This window comes from Rossellomorea sedimentorum, from assembly GCF_046237645.1.
Classification (GTDB): domain Bacteria; phylum Bacillota; class Bacilli; order Bacillales; family Bacillaceae_B; genus Rossellomorea; species Rossellomorea sedimentorum.
On record NZ_CP143546.1, the window covers coordinates 1,517,418 to 1,538,826 of the forward strand.

General features: G+C 42.4%; 18 protein-coding genes. All 18 read left to right on the plus strand.

What is annotated here, in order from left to right; genetic code table 11:
* Window positions 1-3 precede the first annotated feature (3 nt).
* On the plus strand, window positions 4-2,082 hold the full coding sequence (locus tag V1502_RS07395; protein ID WP_409253721.1) for a chemotaxis protein CheW: 2,079 nt from the start codon (window positions 4-6) through the stop codon (window positions 2,080-2,082).
* 16 nt (window positions 2,083-2,098) lie between these two features.
* A complete protein-coding gene (locus V1502_RS07400; RefSeq protein WP_409253722.1) occupies window positions 2,099-2,539 on the plus strand; it encodes a chemotaxis protein CheW in 441 nt (146 codons plus the stop codon).
* 83 nt (window positions 2,540-2,622) lie between these two features.
* Window positions 2,623-3,258: a chemotaxis protein CheC gene (locus V1502_RS07405; RefSeq protein ID WP_409253723.1), complete on the plus strand. Its 636-nt coding sequence runs from the start codon at window positions 2,623-2,625 to the stop codon at window positions 3,256-3,258.
* Window positions 3,255-3,752, plus strand: coding sequence for a chemotaxis protein CheD (locus tag V1502_RS07410; RefSeq protein ID WP_409253724.1), 498 nt, complete (start codon window positions 3,255-3,257; stop codon window positions 3,750-3,752). Before V1502_RS07405 ends, V1502_RS07410 begins: the two co-directional genes overlap by 4 nt.
* The gene (locus V1502_RS07415) at window positions 3,749-4,072 is read left to right on the plus strand and encodes a hypothetical protein (RefSeq protein WP_409253725.1); all 324 of its coding nucleotides are present in this window, start codon (window positions 3,749-3,751) and stop codon (window positions 4,070-4,072) included. The genes V1502_RS07410 and V1502_RS07415 overlap by 4 nt, the downstream gene beginning before the upstream one ends.
* A 73-nt stretch (window positions 4,073-4,145) precedes the next feature.
* Window positions 4,146-4,901, plus strand: a complete 756-nt coding sequence (locus tag V1502_RS07420; RefSeq protein ID WP_409253726.1) for a FliA/WhiG family RNA polymerase sigma factor — start codon at window positions 4,146-4,148, stop codon at window positions 4,899-4,901.
* Window positions 4,902-4,962: 61 nt separating this feature from the next.
* Window positions 4,963-5,529: a DUF6115 domain-containing protein gene (locus V1502_RS07425; protein ID WP_409253727.1), complete on the plus strand. Its 567-nt coding sequence runs from the start codon at window positions 4,963-4,965 to the stop codon at window positions 5,527-5,529.
* 152 nt (window positions 5,530-5,681) lie between these two features.
* Window positions 5,682-6,392, plus strand: a complete 711-nt coding sequence (gene rpsB / locus V1502_RS07430; protein ID WP_113929918.1) for a 30S ribosomal protein S2 — start codon at window positions 5,682-5,684, stop codon at window positions 6,390-6,392.
* Between the two features lie 195 nt (window positions 6,393-6,587).
* On the plus strand, window positions 6,588-7,472 hold the full coding sequence (gene tsf, locus V1502_RS07435) for a translation elongation factor Ts (RefSeq protein ID WP_409253728.1): 885 nt from the start codon (window positions 6,588-6,590) through the stop codon (window positions 7,470-7,472).
* Between the two features lie 106 nt (window positions 7,473-7,578).
* Window positions 7,579-8,304: a UMP kinase gene (pyrH, locus tag V1502_RS07440; protein ID WP_409253729.1), complete on the plus strand. Its 726-nt coding sequence runs from the start codon at window positions 7,579-7,581 to the stop codon at window positions 8,302-8,304.
* Window positions 8,304-8,861 (plus strand): ribosome recycling factor, encoded by a 558-nt coding sequence (gene frr / locus V1502_RS07445; RefSeq protein ID WP_409253730.1) that lies wholly within the window; start codon window positions 8,304-8,306, stop codon window positions 8,859-8,861. The genes pyrH and frr overlap by 1 nt, the downstream gene beginning before the upstream one ends.
* A gap of 556 nt (window positions 8,862-9,417) precedes the next feature.
* A complete protein-coding gene (locus V1502_RS07450) occupies window positions 9,418-10,212 on the plus strand; it encodes an isoprenyl transferase (RefSeq protein WP_409253731.1) in 795 nt (264 codons plus the stop codon).
* On the plus strand, window positions 10,209-11,003 hold the full coding sequence (locus tag V1502_RS07455) for a phosphatidate cytidylyltransferase (protein WP_409253732.1): 795 nt from the start codon (window positions 10,209-10,211) through the stop codon (window positions 11,001-11,003). The genes V1502_RS07450 and V1502_RS07455 overlap by 4 nt, the downstream gene beginning before the upstream one ends.
* A gap of 57 nt (window positions 11,004-11,060) precedes the next feature.
* Window positions 11,061-12,212 carry a 1-deoxy-D-xylulose-5-phosphate reductoisomerase gene (locus tag V1502_RS07460; protein ID WP_409253733.1) on the plus strand — a complete coding sequence of 384 codons (1,152 nt, stop codon included), beginning with the start codon at window positions 11,061-11,063 and terminating at the stop codon, window positions 12,210-12,212.
* Between the two features lie 152 nt (window positions 12,213-12,364).
* Window positions 12,365-13,621 carry an RIP metalloprotease RseP gene (gene rseP / locus V1502_RS07465; RefSeq protein WP_409253734.1) on the plus strand — a complete coding sequence of 419 codons (1,257 nt, stop codon included), beginning with the start codon at window positions 12,365-12,367 and terminating at the stop codon, window positions 13,619-13,621.
* Between the two features lie 142 nt (window positions 13,622-13,763).
* Window positions 13,764-15,470 carry a proline--tRNA ligase gene (locus tag V1502_RS07470; RefSeq protein ID WP_409253735.1) on the plus strand — a complete coding sequence of 569 codons (1,707 nt, stop codon included), beginning with the start codon at window positions 13,764-13,766 and terminating at the stop codon, window positions 15,468-15,470.
* A gap of 606 nt (window positions 15,471-16,076) precedes the next feature.
* A complete protein-coding gene (locus V1502_RS07475; RefSeq protein ID WP_409253736.1) occupies window positions 16,077-20,399 on the plus strand; it encodes a PolC-type DNA polymerase III in 4,323 nt (1,440 codons plus the stop codon).
* Window positions 20,400-20,913: 514 nt separating this feature from the next.
* Entirely contained in the window at window positions 20,914-21,384 is a 471-nt protein-coding gene (rimP, locus tag V1502_RS07480; protein WP_409253737.1) for a ribosome maturation factor RimP, read from the plus strand.
* Window positions 21,385-21,409 lie beyond the last annotated feature (25 nt).

The window sequence follows — 21,409 nt, forward strand, 5'->3', positions numbered from 1 at the left end:
AACATGGAAATGAATCAGTATTTAGAGGTATTTATTGAGGAAAGTAAAGAACATTTGCAAACTTGTAATGAGCAATTGCTTGCACTCGAAAAGAATCCTGAAAACCTATCAATCGTAAATGAAATTTTCAGATCGGCTCATACTCTAAAAGGCATGGCGGCAACTATGGGTTATGAAGATCTGGCCAGCTTAACGCATCAAATGGAAAATGTACTGGATGCCATCCGGAACAGTAAGATACAGGTATCATCTCTCATACTTGATGTTGTATTCATGTCCGTAGATGACCTTGAAGCAATGGTTATGTCCATTGCTGAAGGCGGAGATGGAAAACGTGACGTCACGGAGATTGTCAAAAAACTGGCACTTATAGAAAAAGGGGAATCATTAGACAGCCTCCAAGCCCAAGGAGAAGCGGCTGCTGCCGTCATTGAAGCTGTACCTTCCAATACTCAAACAGCTGATTACGACCAGTTCGAGCGGACTGTTATTGAACAATCCAAAGAGCAGGGCTTCCATTGTTATGAAATATCGGTATCTTTGAGGGAAGACTGCCTTCTAAAAGCTGCCAGGGTTTTCATGGTTTTTGAAGTTTTGGAAAAGTGCGGGGAAGTGATAAAGTCTGTTCCTGCTGTGGATGTATTAGAAGAAGAAAATTTTGATCAGGACTTCCTGGTATGCATTGTTACAAAAGAGTCCCAAGAAGATATTAAGAAAAAAGTGATGAAAGTTTCAGAGGTACATAATGTTGATGTCCTGGCTATCGATCTGGAAAAAGGTAAAGAAAGTGACCAGGGAATAAACGAACAACCCTCTGCAACAACCCGGGAATCGACTGAATCTGTGAGTAAGGAAGCCACTCCAGAGTCCATTCAGCCTGTTAAGAAAGAAGAGAAAAAAGAAGCTGCTCCATCTCCATCTAAGCAAGCAAATGCCGGAAACAAAACCATCAGAGTGAATATTGAACGGCTCGATATCCTAATGAATCTATTTGAAGAACTAGTTATTGACAGGGGAAGGCTTGAACAAATTTCAAAAGATCTTAACCACCCTGAATTGAATGAAACTGTTGAAAGAATGTCTAGAATTTCTGGAGACTTGCAAAATATCATTCTTAATATGCGAATGGTTCCAGTGGAAACAGTGTTTAATAGATTTCCGCGCATGATCAGGCAGCTTGCAAGAGATCTTAATAAGAAGATCGAATTGGAAATTGTCGGTGCAGAGACAGAACTTGACCGTACTGTCATTGATGAAATTGGTGATCCGCTTGTTCACCTGTTGAGGAATGCCATTGACCATGGCATTGAGGCACCGGAAACCCGCATTAAGAATGGAAAGCCTGAGGAAGGTACAGTAACATTGAAGGCTTACCACAGCGGAAATCATGTCTTTATTGAAATTTCAGATGATGGTGGCGGAATCAGCCGTGAAAAAGTATTGAAAAAAGCAATCTCTCAGGGTGTAGTATCCGAAGAAACAGCCGGGACATTATCCGACCGCCAAGTGTATGAATTAATATTGGCATCCGGCTTCTCAACCGCAGAAACCATTTCTGACATATCAGGACGCGGCGTTGGACTTGATGTAGTAAAAGCTACCATTGAATCATTGGGCGGTTCAATTACTATTGATTCAGTGCTCGGAGAAGGAAGCACATTCTCCATTCAGCTGCCACTCACATTATCCATCATCTCTGTCATGCTGGTTGAAGTGGAAAAAGAAAAATATGCCATCCCGTTATCTTCCATCATTGAAACCGCCATTATCAAAAAGGAAGATATCTTAAATGCGCATAATCAGAAAGTGATAGATTTCAGAGGGAAAGTTGTACCTTTGATATTCTTGGAGGATGTATTTGAGGTACCTAAACAAGAAGGTGATGAATTCTACTCTGTAGTCATAGTCCGAAAAGGAGACAGAATGGCCGGGCTTGTTGTCGATTCATTTATTGGCCAGCAAGAGGTCGTTTTGAAATCACTTGGAAATTATCTTACTGATGTTTTTGCAATTTCTGGAGCGACCATCCTCGGTGACGGCCAGGTAGCTCTAATTGTCGATTGTAATGCATTAATCAAATAATGGGAGGGCAAGGGTCATGAGTGAAAATGCAACAGCTGCTGCAGATTTAAAAGTGATTGTTTTTCAACTAATGGGAAAAGAATATGCAATACCAGTAAGCCAGGTGCGCTCGATTGAAAAAGTAGAGCATATTACCCGCGTTCCTAAAGCGGCTCCTTTTGTAAAAGGTGTCATTAACCTGCGGGGAGTGGTTACACCTGTCATTGATCTTAGAAACCGTTTTTCCCTTCCAGAGGAGGAGCACTCAGAGAATACACGGGTGATCATTGCTGCAAGCAACGATATGGAGGTAGGCCTTGTAGTCGATGCTGCCAATGATGTGCTCGATATCCCTCCTGATGCGATTGAATCTCAGCCTGAAGTGGTGGGTGCTGTGGGAGCAGATTATATCTCTGGAGTGGCTAAGCTGGAAAAGAGGCTGCTCGTCCTATTGGACTTAGAGGAAGTCTTGAACTGACAGACACAACCTGCTGGGCCGGATGTTTTTCCGGTCCTTGTAATGTAGTATTTCCAAATCAATCAAACTGGGGTCATTAAATTATGGGATTTGAACAAAAGGTAACCAGCCTTCATCTGGATATATTGAAAGAAATCGGGAATATAGGAGCTGGACATGCTGCAACGGCACTATCCACTCTATTAAATAAGAAGATTGATATGAAGGTCCCGCAGGTAAGAGTCGTTGCTTTTGATGAGATGATGGAACTGGCCGGAGGGGCAGACAATGTAGTCGTAAGTGTATTCCTCCGTATTGAGGGAGAAGCTCCGGGAAGTATGTTTTTTGTTCTTCCGTTACCTCAAGGATCACGCTTTATACAGCAAATGACAGGTGATGCGGATTTTTCATTCGAGAAGCCCCCCTTTTCAGAGCTTGGGTTATCGGCAATGCAGGAACTGGGAAATATACTTTCAGGCTCCTATCTTTCTTCTTTAAGTGATTTCACTAATTTGAACCTCTATCCATCTGTCCCTGCACTATCCATAGATATGGTTGGGGCCATCATTAGTTTCGGCCTCTTGGAAGTTTCGCAAACCAGCGATAATGCCATAGTGATTGATACTGCTTTGAAGGAAGATGAAACAGAGGAATCAGAAAGTGTCAAAGGACATTTTTTTCTTCTTCCAGACCCTGAATCATTTAATACCATCTTTAAAGCATTGGGTGTAGAATCGTGAATGCAACACAGGAAGTTGTAAAAGTCGGAATTGCGGATATGAAAATTGCAAAAGGAGGGCAATCCATCAGGACATCAGGATTAGGTTCCTGTGTAGGGGTGGTAGTCTATGATGACGGGATAAGTATTGCAGGTATGGTCCACATCATGCTGCCCTCCTCAAGCATTGCCAAAGGCAGCAATTTCAAACTCGCTAAATTTGCTGACACGGGAATTGGTGAGTTGGTGAGAACCCTGACCCTCCATGGAGGCAGGTTGGGTCGGTTTAAAGCAAAGATCGCGGGCGGGGCCCAGATGTTTCAATTGAGTTCCGGAAGTGATTTAATGAGAATCGGGCCTAGAAATGTAGAAGCGGTTAAGCAAGCGCTTAGTAGTCTCGCTATCCCTTTAATAGCTGAAGATACAGGGGGGAATAACGGGAGGACTATCGAATTTCATATGGATAATTCCTTATTGAACGTAAGGACTGTGAATCTGGGAGTCAAGGACATATGATGGCAGGGAGCCTTTTCTGGAACTTTGCTTTCGCCTTATCAGGTTTCAGCCTATATTTTTTTCTGTCCTTCCAAACAGGAAGCCCGCGGCATGTCCTAACAGGGTCATTCCTTACTGGAGTGTCCTTCTTTATCCTTATGTTTGTGGTAAGGATATTGATAGGAAAGGGCATGGCGTTGGATAATGCGGAAGAGAATATCGCAGAGGATGAAAAAGGTGTAAATAGCAACAATATAACGGAAACAGAATCCGCTGCGAATGCAGTATATGATGAACGGAAAATTGCAGACGCCATCCGCAGCATGTTAAAAGAGGAATAATGTTATCCCATTGTACAGCCAGTAATTTATTTATGTAAGACAGCCAATCTTGAATAACGGGAGGAGGAGAAACATGTCTCAGCCCTCTACTGTGGAAGAACAAAAGTATTGGGAACTATGGAAAAAATCCAAAGACCCGCATGCTGGAGATATGTTGGTCAAAAAATATCTGCCGCTTGTTTCTTATCATGTCCAAAGGATTTCGGTGGGCCTGCCTAAAAATGTTTCCCGTGATGACTTGAAAAGCTTGGGCCTTATGGGCCTGCTTGATGCATTGGAAAAATTCGACCCATCTCGGGATCTAAAATTTGACACTTATGCTTCGTTCAGAGTAAGGGGATCCATTATTGATGGCCTGAGAAAAGAAGATTGGCTCCCCCGCTCCACAAGGGAAAAGGCGAAGAAAATTGAAGCAAAAATCGAATCACTTGAACAGGAGTTGCTCCGTCATGTAACACCTGAGGAAATTGCTCAGGAAATGCAGATGGAGGAAGGGGAAGTATATCAGACGATGAATGAATACTTTTTGGCCAATGTACTGTCGATTGATGAGCAGCTCTCCGATGAAGAAAACGATGGCCAGCATTCTTTTTCTATTAAAGACGATCAGACAATCATGCCTGAAGGACAATTGGTCAAGAATGAAAATATCTCTGAATTGACAGATACCATCCGATCACTATCAGAAAAAGAACAGATGGTGCTCAGCCTGTTTTATTACGAAGAGCTGACTCTCACAGAAATCGGGGAAGTCATGAGTTTATCTACTTCGAGAATATCCCAGATTCACTCCAAGGCAATCTTCAAGCTTCGTAAATTACTTGCCTGAGAGGGACTCCTACCGTATAAAGAACAACAATACTACAGAATAATGAAATTATGGTGAACAGATGCAAACATTTTTAATTCTCATTTCTTTTATCTTAAACATTGCAGCCCTTTTGGCGATTGTCATACTTTATACGAGGCAGAACAGATTGGTTGAGTTAGAGAAACGGCAAGAAAAGGCAGTGAAGGAAATGGAAGATGTCATATCGTCTTACCTTTTGGAGATGAAAGAGGATAATGACCGCTTTCTCCAGCAATTCCAGGCGGTAAAAGAAGGGAAATTAGACCGGAGCCAGGAAAAAGTCGAGAAAATCAAACAAGCTGCAGAGAACGCAGTCATGGTTGAAAACCGCGAATCAGAAAAGAAAACGGAAGATGCTCCATTCAACACCGCATCATATAAACGCCAGAGCGCAGTAAAGGCCTATAAGCATGAAGCTGGGGATGCTTCCACTACTGATACTCAACAAAGCCGGCCTCAAACCCCCATTTCAAAGGAAGAATCGACATACAAACAAATCCTGAATCTTCAACAAAAAGGGTATACCCTTGAGGATATTGCCAAAGAATTAGGCAAAGGCGTGACAGAGGTTGAACTATTATTGAAGTTTCGACAAAATAAGAAATAAAAATCTTGATTGCTGCAACTGGTTGTGCTATATTAATTAACGGTGTGATTACACACGCTTATGGGATTCTGGCGGAAGGTGCTTGAAAAAAGTTTCTGCCCGGATACGATCATGAGCGGAGGAAAATAAAAACCAATTAGGAGGAAACACACATGTCAGTAATTTCTATGAAACAATTGCTTGAAGCTGGTGTTCATTTCGGTCACCAGACTCGCCGTTGGAACCCAAAAATGAAGAAGTATATCTTCACAGAGCGTAACGGCATCTACATCATCGACCTTCAAAAAACAGTTAAGAAGGTTGAAGAAGCTTATAACTTCGTTAAGGAACTAGCTGGAAACGGCGGAAAAGTTCTTTTCGTTGGTACAAAAAAGCAAGCACAGGAGTCTGTTAAAGAAGAAGCAGAACGTGCGGGTATGTACTTCATCAACCAACGCTGGTTGGGTGGTACTCTAACTAACTTCGAAACAATTCAAAAGCGTATCTCCCGTCTTAAGCAAATCGAAAAGATGGAAGAAGACGGTACTTTTGAAGTGCTTCCTAAAAAAGAAGTAGTACAATTGAAAAAAGAACATGAGCGCTTAGTTAAATTCCTAGGCGGAATTAAAGATATGCAAGAACTTCCTGATGCACTTTTCATCATCGATCCTCGTAAAGAGCGTATCGCTGTAGCGGAAGCACGTAAATTGAACATCCCTATCGTTGGTATTGTCGATACTAACTGTGATCCGGATGAAATTGATGTAGTAATCCCTGCAAACGATGATGCAATCCGTGCGGTTAAACTACTTACTTCAAAAATGGCAGATGCTATCCTTGAAGCTAAGCAGGGCGAAGAAGCAGCTGTAACTGCGGCTGAGTAATAACAAGCATCAATAACCGGCTTATATGGAAGACAGATAATCTGCACCTTACTTGGCAGAAACTGCTGTGGATCATACTTGGTACGGTTGATCTGGAAAAAGGTGATGAGAGGATACCCCTTATCACCTTTTTTTAAAAATAAGAGTACAAGCATTTCCATGCTTACATACTATACTTAAAGGAGGAATATCATTATGGCAATTACTGCGCAAATGGTAAAAGAACTTCGTGAAAAAACTGGCGCCGGAATGATGGATTGTAAAAAAGCTTTACAAGAAACTGGCGGCGACATGGACCAAGCAATTGATTTTCTTCGTGAAAAAGGTATCGCTAAGGCAGCAAAAAAAGCTGACCGAATCGCAGCTGAGGGAACTACTTACATCCAAAGTGATGGAAACACAGCTGTAATCCTTGAAGTGAATGCAGAAACAGATTTCGTTGCGAAAAATGAAAACTTCCAAACAGTTGTTAAAGAACTTTCTCAGCATTTACTGACAAACCAGCCAGCAAGCGTTGAAGAAGCTCTTGACCAAAAGATGGAAAACGGAAGCACTGTTGGTGAATATATCAACTCTGCTATCGCTAAGATTGGTGAGAAAATCACTCTTCGCCGTTTTGAGATCCGCACGAAAACAGATAACGATGCTTTCGGTGAATACCTGCACATGGGTGGAAGAATCGGGGTATTAACTGTAGTTGAAGGCACTACAGATGCTGACGCAGCTAAAGACGTTGCAATGCACGCTGCTGCATTAAACCCTAAGTACGTTTCTCGCGACCAGGTTTCAGAAGAAGAAGTTGAGCGTGAGCGCGAAGTATTGACTCAACAAGCTCTTAATGAAGGCAAGCCTGAAAACATCGTAGCAAAAATGGTGGAAGGCCGTCTTGGCAAATTCTTTGAAGATGTATGTATCCTTGACCAGCCTTTCGTTAAAAATCCTGATCAAAAAGTACGTCAATTCCTTGAATCTCACGGTGCTGTCCTAACTGACTTCGTTCGTTATGAAGTTGGAGAAGGTATCGAGAAACGCCAGGAAAACTTCGCAGATGAAGTTATGAGCCAAGTAAATAAGAAGTAACCCCACAGGGTCTACTTTACTCCTAAAGGGAACACACTGTGTGTTCCCTATTTTTCAAAGCCTTGCAGGCACCTTACAAAAAATCCAACTACATATGGAGGTTCAAATGAGCATTCCAAAGTATAAAAGAGTAGTATTAAAATTAAGTGGTGAAGCACTTGCCGGTGAACAAGGTTTCGGTCTAAGTCCTTCCATCATCAAAAGTGTGGCAGAAGACGTTAAAGAAATCGCTGAATTGGGTGTGGAAGTCGCTGTCGTAGTAGGCGGTGGAAATATCTGGCGCGGAAAGGTCGGCAGCGAGATGGGAATGGACCGTGCTTCAGCGGACTATATGGGAATGCTTGCAACTGTCATGAATTCCCTCGCCCTTCAGGACAGCCTTGAGCAGATCGGGATTGAGACTCGTGTTCAGACATCCATTGATATGCGCCAGGTCGCTGAACCTTACATTCGCCGCAGAGCCATTCGCCACCTTGAGAAAAAAAGGGTCGTCATCTTTGCAGCGGGAACTGGGAACCCATATTTCTCAACAGATACGACTGCTGCTTTAAGAGCGGCTGAAATAGAGGCAGAAGTTATTCTTATGGCGAAAAATAACGTTGACGGTGTTTATACAGCGGATCCGAAGACGGATGAAAACGCCGTGAAATATGATGAGCTTTCTTATCTGGAAGTGATCAAAGAAGGCCTTGCTGTTATGGACTCCACTGCTTCTTCTCTATGTATGGATAATGATATTCCGCTTATTGTCTTCTCGATATCGGAAGATGGAAACATTAAACGCGCTGTTTTAGGTGAATCAATCGGAACAATTGTTAGGGGGAAAGTATAATGCCAAGTCAAACTATGTCCAACACTAAAGAAAGAATGACAAAAGCAATTCAAACTTTCACAAGGGAGCTGGCTTCTATCCGTGCAGGACGAGCAAATGCTTCTTTGCTGGACAAAATTACTGTAGACTATTATGGAGCACCGACTCCAGTGAACCAGTTAGCCGGGATTTCTGTTCCGGAAGCAAGGATGCTTGTTATTCAGCCTTATGATAAATCTGCTTTAGGAGACATCGAAAAGGCGATTTTGAAGTCTGACCTGGGCATTACGCCGACAAGTGATGGAAGCATCATTCGTATTGTAATCCCTCAGTTGACAGAAGAGCGCCGTAAAGACCTTGTGAAGCTTGTGAAAAAAGAAGCGGAAGATGCAAAGGTTGCTATCCGTAATATCCGTCGTGATGCGAATGACGACTTGAAAAAGTTAGAAAAGAACGGCGAAATTACCGAAGATGATCTTCGCGGGTACTCTGACGATGTTCAAAAAATGACGGATGATCATATTAACCAAATTGATTCTATTGCCAAAGATAAAGAAAAAGAAATTTTGGAAGTTTAATTCCATTACAAAAACCCTCTATAAATATGGGGGTTTTTTTCTTCTGTAAGACTGAAGAAATAACTTTTCAGCAGTATACATATTTTTACTATTTCAGTGAAATTGTTGTTTATTGAAGATATATAAACATATATTTGATATGATAGTAGGGAAAACGTCATTATAATCAATTTCATATCTGTTTAACTTATTGTTTCTGCAGCAAAAATTGTTAACTGCTGGGTGCTCTTTTATGATGCAATCTGCTAGTCGCTGGCAGCTGAAGCCAGACGACCGCTAGGCCCTCAGGAGGCCGCATACCTTACAATGCAATCAACCATTTGTAAAGCATCAAGAAGAGTCAGTCAAAAAAAGTAACGACCTCTTTAAAAAACAGCCTAGTAAAAAAACATACCAGTTACTTGAAAAAACTGCAGTCACAACAATATAAGGAATTGAAACGGTATACTATGTTCAAGAATGGATGAAAGTTAATACTGGTCCGGACTGGAAATCGGTTCGTCCATAAATAACCTTGGAATTGAAATTGATACTATTGTTTCTTGGAGGATCAATTATGTTAAATAAAATGAAATTATGGAAAGGTCAAAAGAGTAAGGCTGATTTTGACGATAAATTTCATGAGGTGTTAAAGCATCGAATCCCAAATCATATCGCTATTATTATGGATGGTAATGGGAGATGGGCAAAGAAGCGGGCTCTTCCGAGAATTGCCGGCCATCATGAGGGCATGAAAGTGGTTCGTAAAATTACGAAAATGGCTAATGCCCTTGGAGTCAAAACATTGACCTTATATGCCTTCTCTACAGAAAATTGGAAGAGGCCGAAAATGGAAGTGGAATACCTAATGAAGCTTCCGGAAGAATTTTTGGGGACTTTTTTACCTGAACTCATTGAAGAAAATGTAAAGGTAACAATGATGGGATATGAGGACAATCTTCCCTCGCATACGGCCAATGCGATAAAAAAAGCAATGAAGGAAACTGAACATAATGATGGGCTTGTCTTAAACTTTGCCTTGAACTATGGAAGCCGGTTTGAAATCATTGAAGCTGTTAAAGATGTCTTAAATGATGTCAGCAATGGTATAATAGATACTAATCAACTAAACGAAGAAACCTTCTCGAATTACTTAATGACAAAGGACCTTCCTGATCCCGACCTTCTGATCCGGACCAGTGGTGAAATCCGGTTGAGTAACTTCATGCTTTGGCAGTTGGCCTATACTGAATTTTGGTTCACTCCTGTACTGTGGCCGGATTTTCAAGAAGAGCATTTAATTGAAGCCATTGAAGTATATCAGGGCAGATCAAGAAGGTACGGCGGTATACAAAGTGAGGAATTAGAATGAGACAAAGAATACTGACTGCTGTCGTGGCAGCGGCTGTCTTCCTTCCTATCGTTCTGTTTGGCGGTATGCCATTCTTAATATTGACATATTTAATTGCAACGATAGGATTATATGAAGCCTTAAAGATGAGGAATCTTAAAATAATGTCAGTGCCTGGATTTATTTCTATTGCACTTTTATGGATTTTTTTACTTCCTGATCAATATATTGATGTTATAGAGGAGCTTGGCTACACCAAAATTGAGCTGGCTCTGTTGGCAGTCTTGCTGTTTCTAACTTACACAGTGGCAGCCAAGAACCGGTTTACGTTTGATGATGTCGCATTTTCCATCCTTGCTACACTTTATGTGGGAATCGGATTTTACTACTTTATTGAAACAAGGGATGCGGATTCGGGGATTCAGTTCGTCTTTTATTCACTGTTTTTGATATGGGCAACTGATTCAGGTGCTTATTTTATCGGACGGGCTTACGGAAAAAGGAAGCTCTGGCCGGATATCAGTCCGAATAAAACGGTTGAAGGGTCCATTGGCGGTGTGGTTTGTGCCATGATTGTAGCCATCATCTTCACCTTTGTGGCAGATCTCGATATTTCACTGCCTAAGCTTCTGGTCGTATCCGCAATCCTGTCTGTCTTTGGCCAGATAGGTGATTTGGTGGAGTCCGCTTTAAAACGCCACTATAATGTAAAGGATTCGGGTCACTTGCTGCCCGGGCATGGCGGCATTCTCGACCGCTTCGACAGCCTGTTATTCGTACTGCCCCTGCTCCATTTTCTTCATGTATTATAAGTTATGAAAATTGGAGCGCCAATAATGTAGATTGTGTAACATGTAGGAGTGGATGTTTTGAAGAAAATCAGTTTAATGGGAGCGACCGGATCGATCGGTCTTCAGACACTTGATGTCATCCGGGACCATAAGAATCAGTTTAAACTTACAGCCATTTCAGCAGGAAGAAATATCCCTGAAACTAAAAAAATCATGAATGAATTCCATCCGGAAATTGTCTCCGTCCAACTGAAAGAAGATGCGCTTGCCCTTCAAGCCGATACCCCATCAGGAATAAAAGTGTTATGGGGGGAGGAAGGCCTTCTTGAAGTTGCCTGTCACCAAGAGTCAGACATACTGGTAAATGCGGTCTTGGGAAGTGTAGGCCTATACCCCACTTTGCAGGCAATAGAGGCTGGCAAAACGATAGCGATTGCGAACAAGGAAACGCTTGTGACAGCAGGACATTTAGTGATGGAAGCAGCGCGAAAAAACAACGTAGCGCTGTTACCGGTAGACAGTGAGCATTCAGCTATCTTTCAAAGTTTGCAGGGTGAAAATCCCAGAAATATTGAATCTCTTATCATTACAGCTTCCGGAGGCAGTTTCAGGGACCGTACAAGGGAAGAACTCGAAGGGGTCACTGTGGAGGAAGCACTAAACCACCCCAATTGGTCCATGGGTGCTAAGATAACAATTGACTCTGCCACTATGATGAATAAAGGCTTGGAAGTCATTGAGGCCCATTGGCTCTTCGGGGTTCCTTACGAGGATATTAGAGTATTATTGCATAGAGAAAGTATTATTCATTCCATGGTAGAGTTCCATGACAGCTCCGTTATGGCTCAATTGGGTACACCTGATATGAGGGTGCCGATTCAATATGCTTTATCTTATCCTGATCGGTTTGAAAGACACCATGGAAGCAGGCTGAAACTTGCAGAAATAGGGAAACTTCATTTTGAGGAAATGGATTTTGACCGTTTTCGCTGCTTGAGGTATTCGTTTGAGGCAGGAAAGACTGGCGGTTCAATGCCGGCTGTACTGAATGCTGCAAACGAAGCGGCGGTTGCCAGATTCCTGACTGGAGAAATCTCCTTCCTGCAAATCGAAAGCCTTATTGAAAAAGCGTTGGACAAACATGAATTGATTCAACAACCGGATTTGGATACAATCAGAACAATCGATTCTGATACGAGGCGCTTTGTAAATTCAATGAATCTAAATTAAGAAATTTGCTTTTACAAACCAGCAATACTAATAAAACGAGGAAAAGTTGTGAGTTGCATTTATTCTTAAAAAAGAATGTTGCTGCTATCAATTGCTTTTCTTAGTAGGTCAGGAATTTCATCGACACATCATTTACAAAGGTGGTTTTCTATTTGCAGACAGTGATAGCCTTTATTGTCATTTTTGGCGCACTTGTTTTCTTTCATGAGTTAGGTCATTTAATTTTTGCCAAAAGGGCAGGTATCATGTGCCGGGAATTCGCAATCGGCTTTGGGCCGAAAGTATTTTCTTATAAAAAATCAGAAACAACCTATACAATTAGGCTTCTTCCGCTTGGCGGATTTGTCCGTATGGCAGGGGAAGACCCGGAAATGATTGATATCAAACCGGGATACCGTGTAGGCTTGGTCTTAAATGAAGATGAAACAATCCAAAAAATCATCTTGAATAACAAAGACAAGTACCCTGATATCCGGGTTGTGGAAGTGGAAGTAAGCGACCTTGAACATAAGTTGTTCATTCGCGGCTATGAGGATGGAGAAGAGGAGTTAAGAACTTTTGCCATCAGCAGGGATGCAATGATTGTTGAGGATGGTATTGAGACACAAGTCGCTCCTTGGGACCGTCAATTTGCTTCTAAATCGTTAGGCCAGAGAGCTATGGCTATCTTTGCAGGCCCGCTTTTCAACTTCATCCTGGCATTCATTATCTTTTTACTGGTAGGTATACTCCAAGGTGTACCGGTCAATGAACCAGTCCTCGGAAAGCTGACTGAAGATGGCGCAGCAAGGGAAGCTGGTCTGCAGCAGGGAGACGAAGTATTGAGCATCGATGGCAATGAGATTTCCACATGGGAAGACATTGTCACGGTCATTCAAAAGCACCCGGGAGATCAGCTGCTGTTCACCATCGATCGAAACGGGAGTACAGAGGAGCTTTCAGTAACTCCTAAGCCGCAAGTCATAGAGGAAAAGGAAATTGGAATCATAGGTGTTCATAGTCCTGTTGAAAAATCACCATTGAAAGTAATCAGTAATGGATTTGAACAGACATACGAATGGACAAAACTGATTTTTGTAATGCTTGGAAAATTAGTCACAGGACAATTCTCGATTGATGCCTTATCCGGCCCTGTCGGCATCTATCAATCGACAGATATTGTAGCCAAATCCGGTATTTATTACCTAATGAGATGGGGAGCCATCCTCAGCATTAATCTCGGGATTATGAATCTTCTTCCGATCCCGGCATTGGATGGTGGAAGATTGATGTTCTTTGCAGTGGAAGCAATAAGAGGAAAGCCGGTAGATCGCCAGAAGGAAGGCATGGTCCATTTTATCGGGTTTGCACTTCTAATGGTTCTGATGCTTGTCGTAACCTGGAATGATATCCAGCGTTTCTTCCTCTAGGATAAGTAAAGGTAAGAAAAGAGAATGAACCTGTTCGTTCTCTTTTCTTTTGAGAAATCGACAAAAAATTTTTGGTTTACAGAGCATCTATTCTTAAAATGACAGATTTACATAAAAAACAATATTAATTGAGGTGGCAATTATGAAACAAAGTATGACGTTAATCCCGACATTAAGGGAAACACCAGCTGATGCAGAAGTCAAAAGTCATCAGCAGTTACTGCGTGCAGGTTTTATCAGGCAAAATGCGAGTGGTATCTACAGTTTTCTTCCGCTTGGACGGAAAGTACTGCAGAAAGTAGAAGAAATCATCAGGGAAGAAATGATCAATGCCGGCGGTGTGGAATTATTGATGCCTGCACTTCAACAAGCAGAATTATGGCAGGAATCAGGAAGATGGGGTACCTATGGACCGGAACTTATGCGTTTGGAAGACAGGCATAAGCGTAATTTTGCATTGGGGGCCACTCATGAAGAGGTCATTACTTCCCTTGTGAGGGATGAAATTAAATCATACAAGAAATTGCCATTGACCCTATTCCAGATACAAACTAAATTCCGTGATGAGAAAAGACCACGTTTCGGTTTGCTCAGAGGAAGAGAATTTATCATGAAAGATGCTTATTCATTCCACTCTTCATATGAGAGCCTCGATGACACGTATGAAAAGATATTCCAGGCATATTCCAATGTGTTTACTCGCTGCGGGTTGAATTTCAGGGCTGTCATCGCCGACTCCGGAGCTATGGGCGGAAAAGATACACATGAATTCATGGTCCTCTCGGATATTGGGGAAGATACGATTGCCTATTCTGATACATCTCAATATGCGGCTAATATAGAAATGGCGCCGGTATCAGCCCGCTATGAGGAGTCAACAGAAAGCGAAAAGGAAATGCAGAAAGTTGAAACACCTGATCAGAAAACCATTGCAGAAGTAAGCAGCCATTTGCAAACTGAAAAAGATAAATGCCTGAAATCTCTTTTGTTTAAAGTGGATGAAGAATTTGTCCTTGTTGTGGTCCGAGGCGATCACGAAGTAAATGATATTAAAGTTAAGAACTTGCTCGATGCTTCTGTTGTTGAATTGGCATCTGCTGAAGAAACGAAAGGATTGCTGAATGCGCCTGTGGGCTCCATCGGGCCTGTTAACCTCAAGGCTGAAGTGAAAATTATCGCTGATGAAGCAGTAAAATATATAAAAAATGCTGTGTGTGGTGCAAATGAGGAAGGGTACCATTTCACAAACGTAAATCAAGGAAGAGATTTTAATGTTGATCAATTTGCAGATCTACGCTTCATTCAAGAAGGAGACCCTTCTCCTGATGGACAAGGAACCATCGTCTTTGCAAAAGGAATTGAAGTAGGACATGTCTTCAAATTAGGAACCAGGTACAGCGATGCGATGGGTGCCCAATACTTGGATGAGAACGGCAGGGCCCAGTCCATGATTATGGGTTGTTATGGGATTGGAGTTTCGCGGACACTGGCAGCTGTTGCTGAACAGTTCAGTGATGAAAATGGGCTTCAGTGGCCATCCAGCCTGACTCCATTCGACGTTCATGTTGTACCGATCAATATTAAAAATGATGATCAGAGAGAGCTTGCAGAAACCCTGTATACGGAACTGAAGGAACAAAGGTTTGATGTGCTGCTTGACGATCGTCAGGAACGCCCGGGGGTTAAATTTACAGATTCCGACTTAATCGGACTGCCATTCAGGGTCACTGTCGGCAAGAAAGCGGCTGAAGGTGTGGTAGAAGTGAAGATCAGAAAAACCGGTGATGTGATTGAGGTTCATAAAGACGAACTAACAGCGAAGTTGCAGGAATTATTTCGCAATCAATAATAAAGAAATGTATGATATGATATAGATAGAATTCATATGATGATTTCAGGAGACTGCAGGGTCTGATCATTTAGATCAGTCCCTTTCTTCTGTCTTATCACAGATGTTGTAGTTGAGATATTTTATTAACCACCTGCCAACTAGCACTGTTGATATGTGTTTTAAGCTGAAAAATATTCACTTACCAATTCAACGATTATTTGCAGGTGCATCGAGCTTATTCAATATTTCTTTTGCCAATTCAACCTTGATTTGTAGGTGGCTTGGGTAAATTCAGTCATTCACCTACTAATTCAACGATTATTGGTAGCTAAGTTGAACAATTTTTATAACTTACCTACCAATACGATCCTGATTAGTATGTGCAATGGCGAAAATCAGACATACACCTTCCAGTATTTCTTGTCTGGAAGAAGAGGGCGCTTGAAGTGTCTGCCGGCTTAGCTGAGCAGATTATCTTCACTCGGAATCAGCATCAGCCTTCTTTTCAGATTTTTCAAAGGAGTATAGACTGGGTCAGTAACACGGTATTTGATAAACTGGATATACAACATAACTAGTTAGTCGCTTTATATAGAGAGGATAAAAGAATGGGGGAGAATGAATATGCGAGATAATCCCGCCGGTAAAAAAGAGAGGTTCCAAGTACTGCTCATGCAGCTTGGTCTAACCGAGGATGCGGTTGTGCAGTATTTTCAATCGGCCCAGATTGAAAAGCTTTTGGTTGACCGCCAGGAAAAAAGGTGGCATTTTTACTTTACCTTCGAGAAACTCGTTCCTTGTTCCGTATGGAATACTTTTTCAGTAAGGCTGCAGCAAGCCTTTCAACACATCGCCAAGGTCCAGTTTTCAATAAAACTGCTTGATGATTCTCATACAACAGAGCAGCTTTTAGAATATTGGAGTGAATGCATCAAAGAAATTGAAGGCATTTCACCGCCGCTTCTTGCCCTTTTAAACCAGCAGGTCCCGGCCATTAAGGGTAATAAAATCATCGTGCAGACATCCAACGAAACAGAAGCCGCTGCCTTAAAGAGGAAATACTCGGGCTTTATTTCATCAGTATTCCAAAACTTTGGGTTTCCAGCCTATACGATTGACGCTGAAGTCAAACAGTCTGAAACCGGAAGTGACGACTATCAGAAATTTCTGGAAGCCAAACGGCGTGAAGATGAGGAGAGAGCCAAGCAGGCAGTCATCGCAATGCAGGAGCAGGCTAATGAAAAAGACCAGGATGCAGCTCCATCAGGTCCTGTCAGCATTGGTTTGACGATCAAGGATGACGCAGAGTTCAGGAAGATTGAACAAATTTATGACGAAGAGAGAAGAATAGCTCTTGAAGGTTATATCTTTGCTGCTGAAACAAAAGAACTTCGCAGCGGCCGGACCTTATTGACATTCAAAATCACTGACTATACAAGTTCCATCATGGTTAAAATGTTCTCACGTGATAAAGAAGATGCAGCCGTCATGAACAGGGTGAAAAAAGGAATGTGGGTTCGATGCAGAGGCAGCATTCAAAATGATACATTTGTCAGAGATTTGGTCATGATTGCGAATGACGTTAACGAGATTACACCTGTTCTGAGAAAAGATACAGCAGCAGAAGATGAAAAAAGGGTGGAACTGCACCTTCATACGCCAATGAGTCAAATGGACGCTGTTTCTTCAGTAAGCGATTTGGTCGGACAAGCCAGCAAGTGGGGACATAAGGCAGTCGCTATCACGGACCACGCAGTCGTGCAGTCCTTCCCGGAAGCTTTCAATGCGAGTAAAAAACACGGCGTAAAAATCCTCTACGGATTAGAAGCCAATTTGGTTGATGATGGAGTGCCGATCGCTTATAACGATGCCAACAGAAACCTTGAAGACGACACCTATGTGGTATTTGATGTGGAAACAACAGGGTTATCAGCCATGTATAACACAATTATCGAACTGGCTGCCGTTAAAATACGTGACGGTGAGATTATTGATAGGTTTGAATCTTTTGCCAACCCCCATCATCCATTGTCAGCGACGACAATCAACTTGACCGGTATCACTGATGATATGGTGCAGGGTGCACCTGAAGTTGATGAAGCACTGAAATCATTCAAAGAGTGGGCCGGAGACGCAATCCTTGTCGCGCATAATGCTTCTTTCGATATGGGCTTCCTCAATGTCGGGTATGGAAAAGCCGGATTAGGTAAAGCCGAGAACCCTGTAATCGACACACTTGAGTTGGCCAGACTTCTGTACCCGGAGATGAAGAATCACCGTTTGAATACACTTGCCAAGAAGTTTGACGTGGAACTTACCCAGCACCACAGGGCGATTTATGATGCGGAAGCAACTGGGTACTTGCTGCTCAAGATGCTGAAGGACGCCCATGAAAAAGGGATCACCAACCACAATCAGTTTAATGACTATATGGGTAAAGGAGATGCCTATAAACGTTCAAGGCCATCTCACGTGACACTGCTGGCTCAGACTGAAGAAGGCCTGAAGAACTTGTTCAAGCTTGTAACCATTTCTCATTTAGAGTATTTCTTCCGTGTTCCCCGTATTCCGAGATCACTGCTTCAAAAATACCGCAGCGGAATCTTGGTCGGCTCAGGATGTGACAAGGGAGAAGTCTTTGAAGGAATGATGCAGAAGGCACCGGAAGAAGTGGAGGAAGCAGCACGCTTCTATGATTACCTTGAAGTCCATCCTAAAGAGGTCTATCAGCATTTGATTGAACTTGAGTTAATCCAATCCGACCAGAACCTTGAAGAAATCATCGGCAATATAGTCAAACTGGGTGAAAAGCTGGATCTTCCGGTTGTAGCGACAGGGAATGTGCATTACATCAACCCAACCGATAAAGTGCACAGGGAGATTCTTGTAGGTTCTCAGGGTGGAGCGAACCCACTGAACCGTCATAAACTGCCTGATGTCCACTTCCGGACAACAAACGAAATGCTGGACTGTTTCTCTTTCCTGGGGAAAGACAAGGCGAAGGAGATTGTGGTCACAAATACCAATAAGGTTGCAGATTTAATCGACGAAATCAAACCGATTAAAGATGATCTGTATACACCTAAAATTGAAGGTGCAGACGAAGAGATGCGCCGGATGAGTTATGCAATGGCAAAGAGCATATATGGGGAAAACCTGCCTGAAATTGTAGAAGCAAGACTTGAAAAGGAATTGAAAAGCATCATTGGCCATGGATTTGCGGTTATTTATTTGATTTCAGCAAAGCTGGTTAAGAAATCACTGAGTGACGGATATCTGGTAGGGTCCCGTGGATCAGTCGGTTCGTCATTTGTAGCCACAATGACGGAAATTACAGAAGTAAATCCACTCCCCCCTCATTATGTATGTCCGAAATGCAAACACTCGGAGTTTTTTGATGACGGGTCTGTCGGATCAGGATTTGACCTGCCCAACAAGAACTGTCCTGAGTGCGGAAGTGTCTTTAAGAAAGATGGACACGATATTCCCTTTGAGACTTTCCTTGGATTTAAGGGAGACAAAGTTCCGGATATCGATTTGAACTTCTCAGGTGAATATCAGCCAAAGGCACATGATTATACAAAAGTACTGTTTGGAGAGGACAATGTTTATCGTGCGGGTACAATCGGAACGGTAGCCGATAAAACAGCCTTTGGGTATGTTAAAGGGTATGCTTCTGATAATAACCTTCAAATCAGGGGAGCAGAGGTGGACAGGCTTGCACAAGGTTGTACAGGTGTAAAGAGAACCACCGGTCAGCATCCTGGGGGTATCATAGTTGTACCGGATTACATGGATATTTTCGACTTTTCTCCTATCCAGTTCCCGGCAGATGATAAAAACTCTGAATGGAAGACAACTCATTTCGACTTCCACTCCATTCATGACAACTTGCTAAAGCTCGATATCCTGGGACACGATGACCCGACAGTCATCCGCATGCTTCAGGACTTATCTGGTGTAGACCCTAAAACAATACCGACAGATGATCCCGAAGTCATGAAGATCTTCAGCGGTACAGAATCCCTCGGTGTAACGGAAGAACAAATTATGTGTAAAACCGGAACTCTCGGCATACCTGAATTCGGAACAAGATTTGTAAGGCAGATGCTTGAGGATACAAAGCCGACTACATTCTCGGAACTTGTACAGATTTCTGGACTGTCTCACGGAACGGATGTATGGCTTGGTAACGCCCAGGAACTGATTCATAATAATATCTGTAACCTGAGTGAAGTAATCGGCTGTCGTGATGATATCATGGTCTACTTGATTTATCAGGGGCTTGAGCCTTCCCTTGCCTTCAAAATCATGGAGTTTGTCCGTAAAGGAAAAGGATTGCAGCCTGAATGGGAAGAGGAAATGATGAAAAACAATGTTCCTGCCTGGTATATCGATTCCTGTAAGAAAATCAAATATATGTTCCCGAAAGCCCACGCAGCTGCCTATGTATTGATGGCTGTAAGAATTGCTTATTTCAAGGTCCATCATGCTCTACTTTATTATTCTGCCTACTTTACGGTACGCGCTGAGGACTTTGATATTGAGGCGATGGTAAGAGGCAGCCAGGCTATAAGAGCAAAGGTAGAAGAAATCAATAGCAAAGGCCTTGATGCCTCTCCTAAAGAAAAGAATACATTGACAGTGCTTGAACTGGCATTGGAGATGTGTGAAAGAGGATATAAGTTCCAAAAGGTGGATTTATATCGTTCATCAGCTACGGAGTTTATTATTGATGGAGACTCTTTGATTCCTCCTTTCAATGCAATTCCCGGCTTGGGTACCAACGCTGCCATCAACATAGTCAATGCAAGGAAGGAAGGCGAGTTCCTTTCCAAGGAAGACCTTCAGCAAAGAGGTCGGGTGTCTAAGACGATCATCGAATATCTGACGAATCATGGATGCCTCGATGCTCTTCCAGACCAAAACCAATTGTCTCTGTTCTAGAGATGAACAATGGTATTGTCAAGGGTTTTGTTTGCAAAAAAATGTTGGTTATGGTATATTTTTATTGGAAATACTAATGATAACTCTGAGGAAAGAGTGGGGCGCCCCCACTCTTTCGTTGTTGATTAGGGATTTTTGCTTGACTTGATTCTATTTGTTCATCTTATAACAGAAACGGATCTTGCTCTGCCTTTCATCCCTCAAGCCGAAAGTCATCTTGTAGCAGGAATGATAAAATATCTTTCAAAGCGGATTTCGCTGAGCTGTCAGGAAGTTATGCGGCTTCTGATTGCAGTGCAGCAAGAAAATCACCAGTGGTGGAGACGCTGAAGCTTAGCGGAAACCTTACAAGTTTTTCAGGCTTGTACAAGACCAACGAGAGTTAACGTGATAGACAGGAGTTGCGGCGAAGGCTGTGACAATGCCTGTCTATATTACTAGGCGGTCCGATATTTTATTAGCTGGGAATGATGATTCCTGGTCCAAGATTTCTTTTATTATCCAGGAGGTATGTATGAGTAAAATTACTGAACTCGTAGATGAACTCGTGACACCGATTTTAGATGACATGTCACTTGAATTGGTAGATGTTGAATATGTAAAGGAAGGTTCCAACTGGTTCCTGCGTGTATTTGTCGACAAAGAAGCAGGTGTGGACATTGAAGAGTGCGGAATCGTGAGTGAACGCCTGAGTGAAAAACTGGATGAGATCGATCCAATCACCCACAATTATTTTCTTGAGGTTTCTTCACCAGGAGCTGAACGCCCGCTGAAGAAGGAAAAGGATTTTGAGAAAGCGGTCGGCAAGAATGTCCATGTGAAAACATATGAACCTATCAATGGAGAGAAAACGATTGAAGGGAAGCTTCTATCTTATGATGGAAACTCTTTATCAATAGAAATGGTAATCAAAACGAGAAAGAAACAGGTAGACATTCCGATGGAAAAAGTAGCTAAGGCCCGCTTGGCAGTCACTTTTTCATAAAGAAGGAAGGACCTTTATTAGAAGG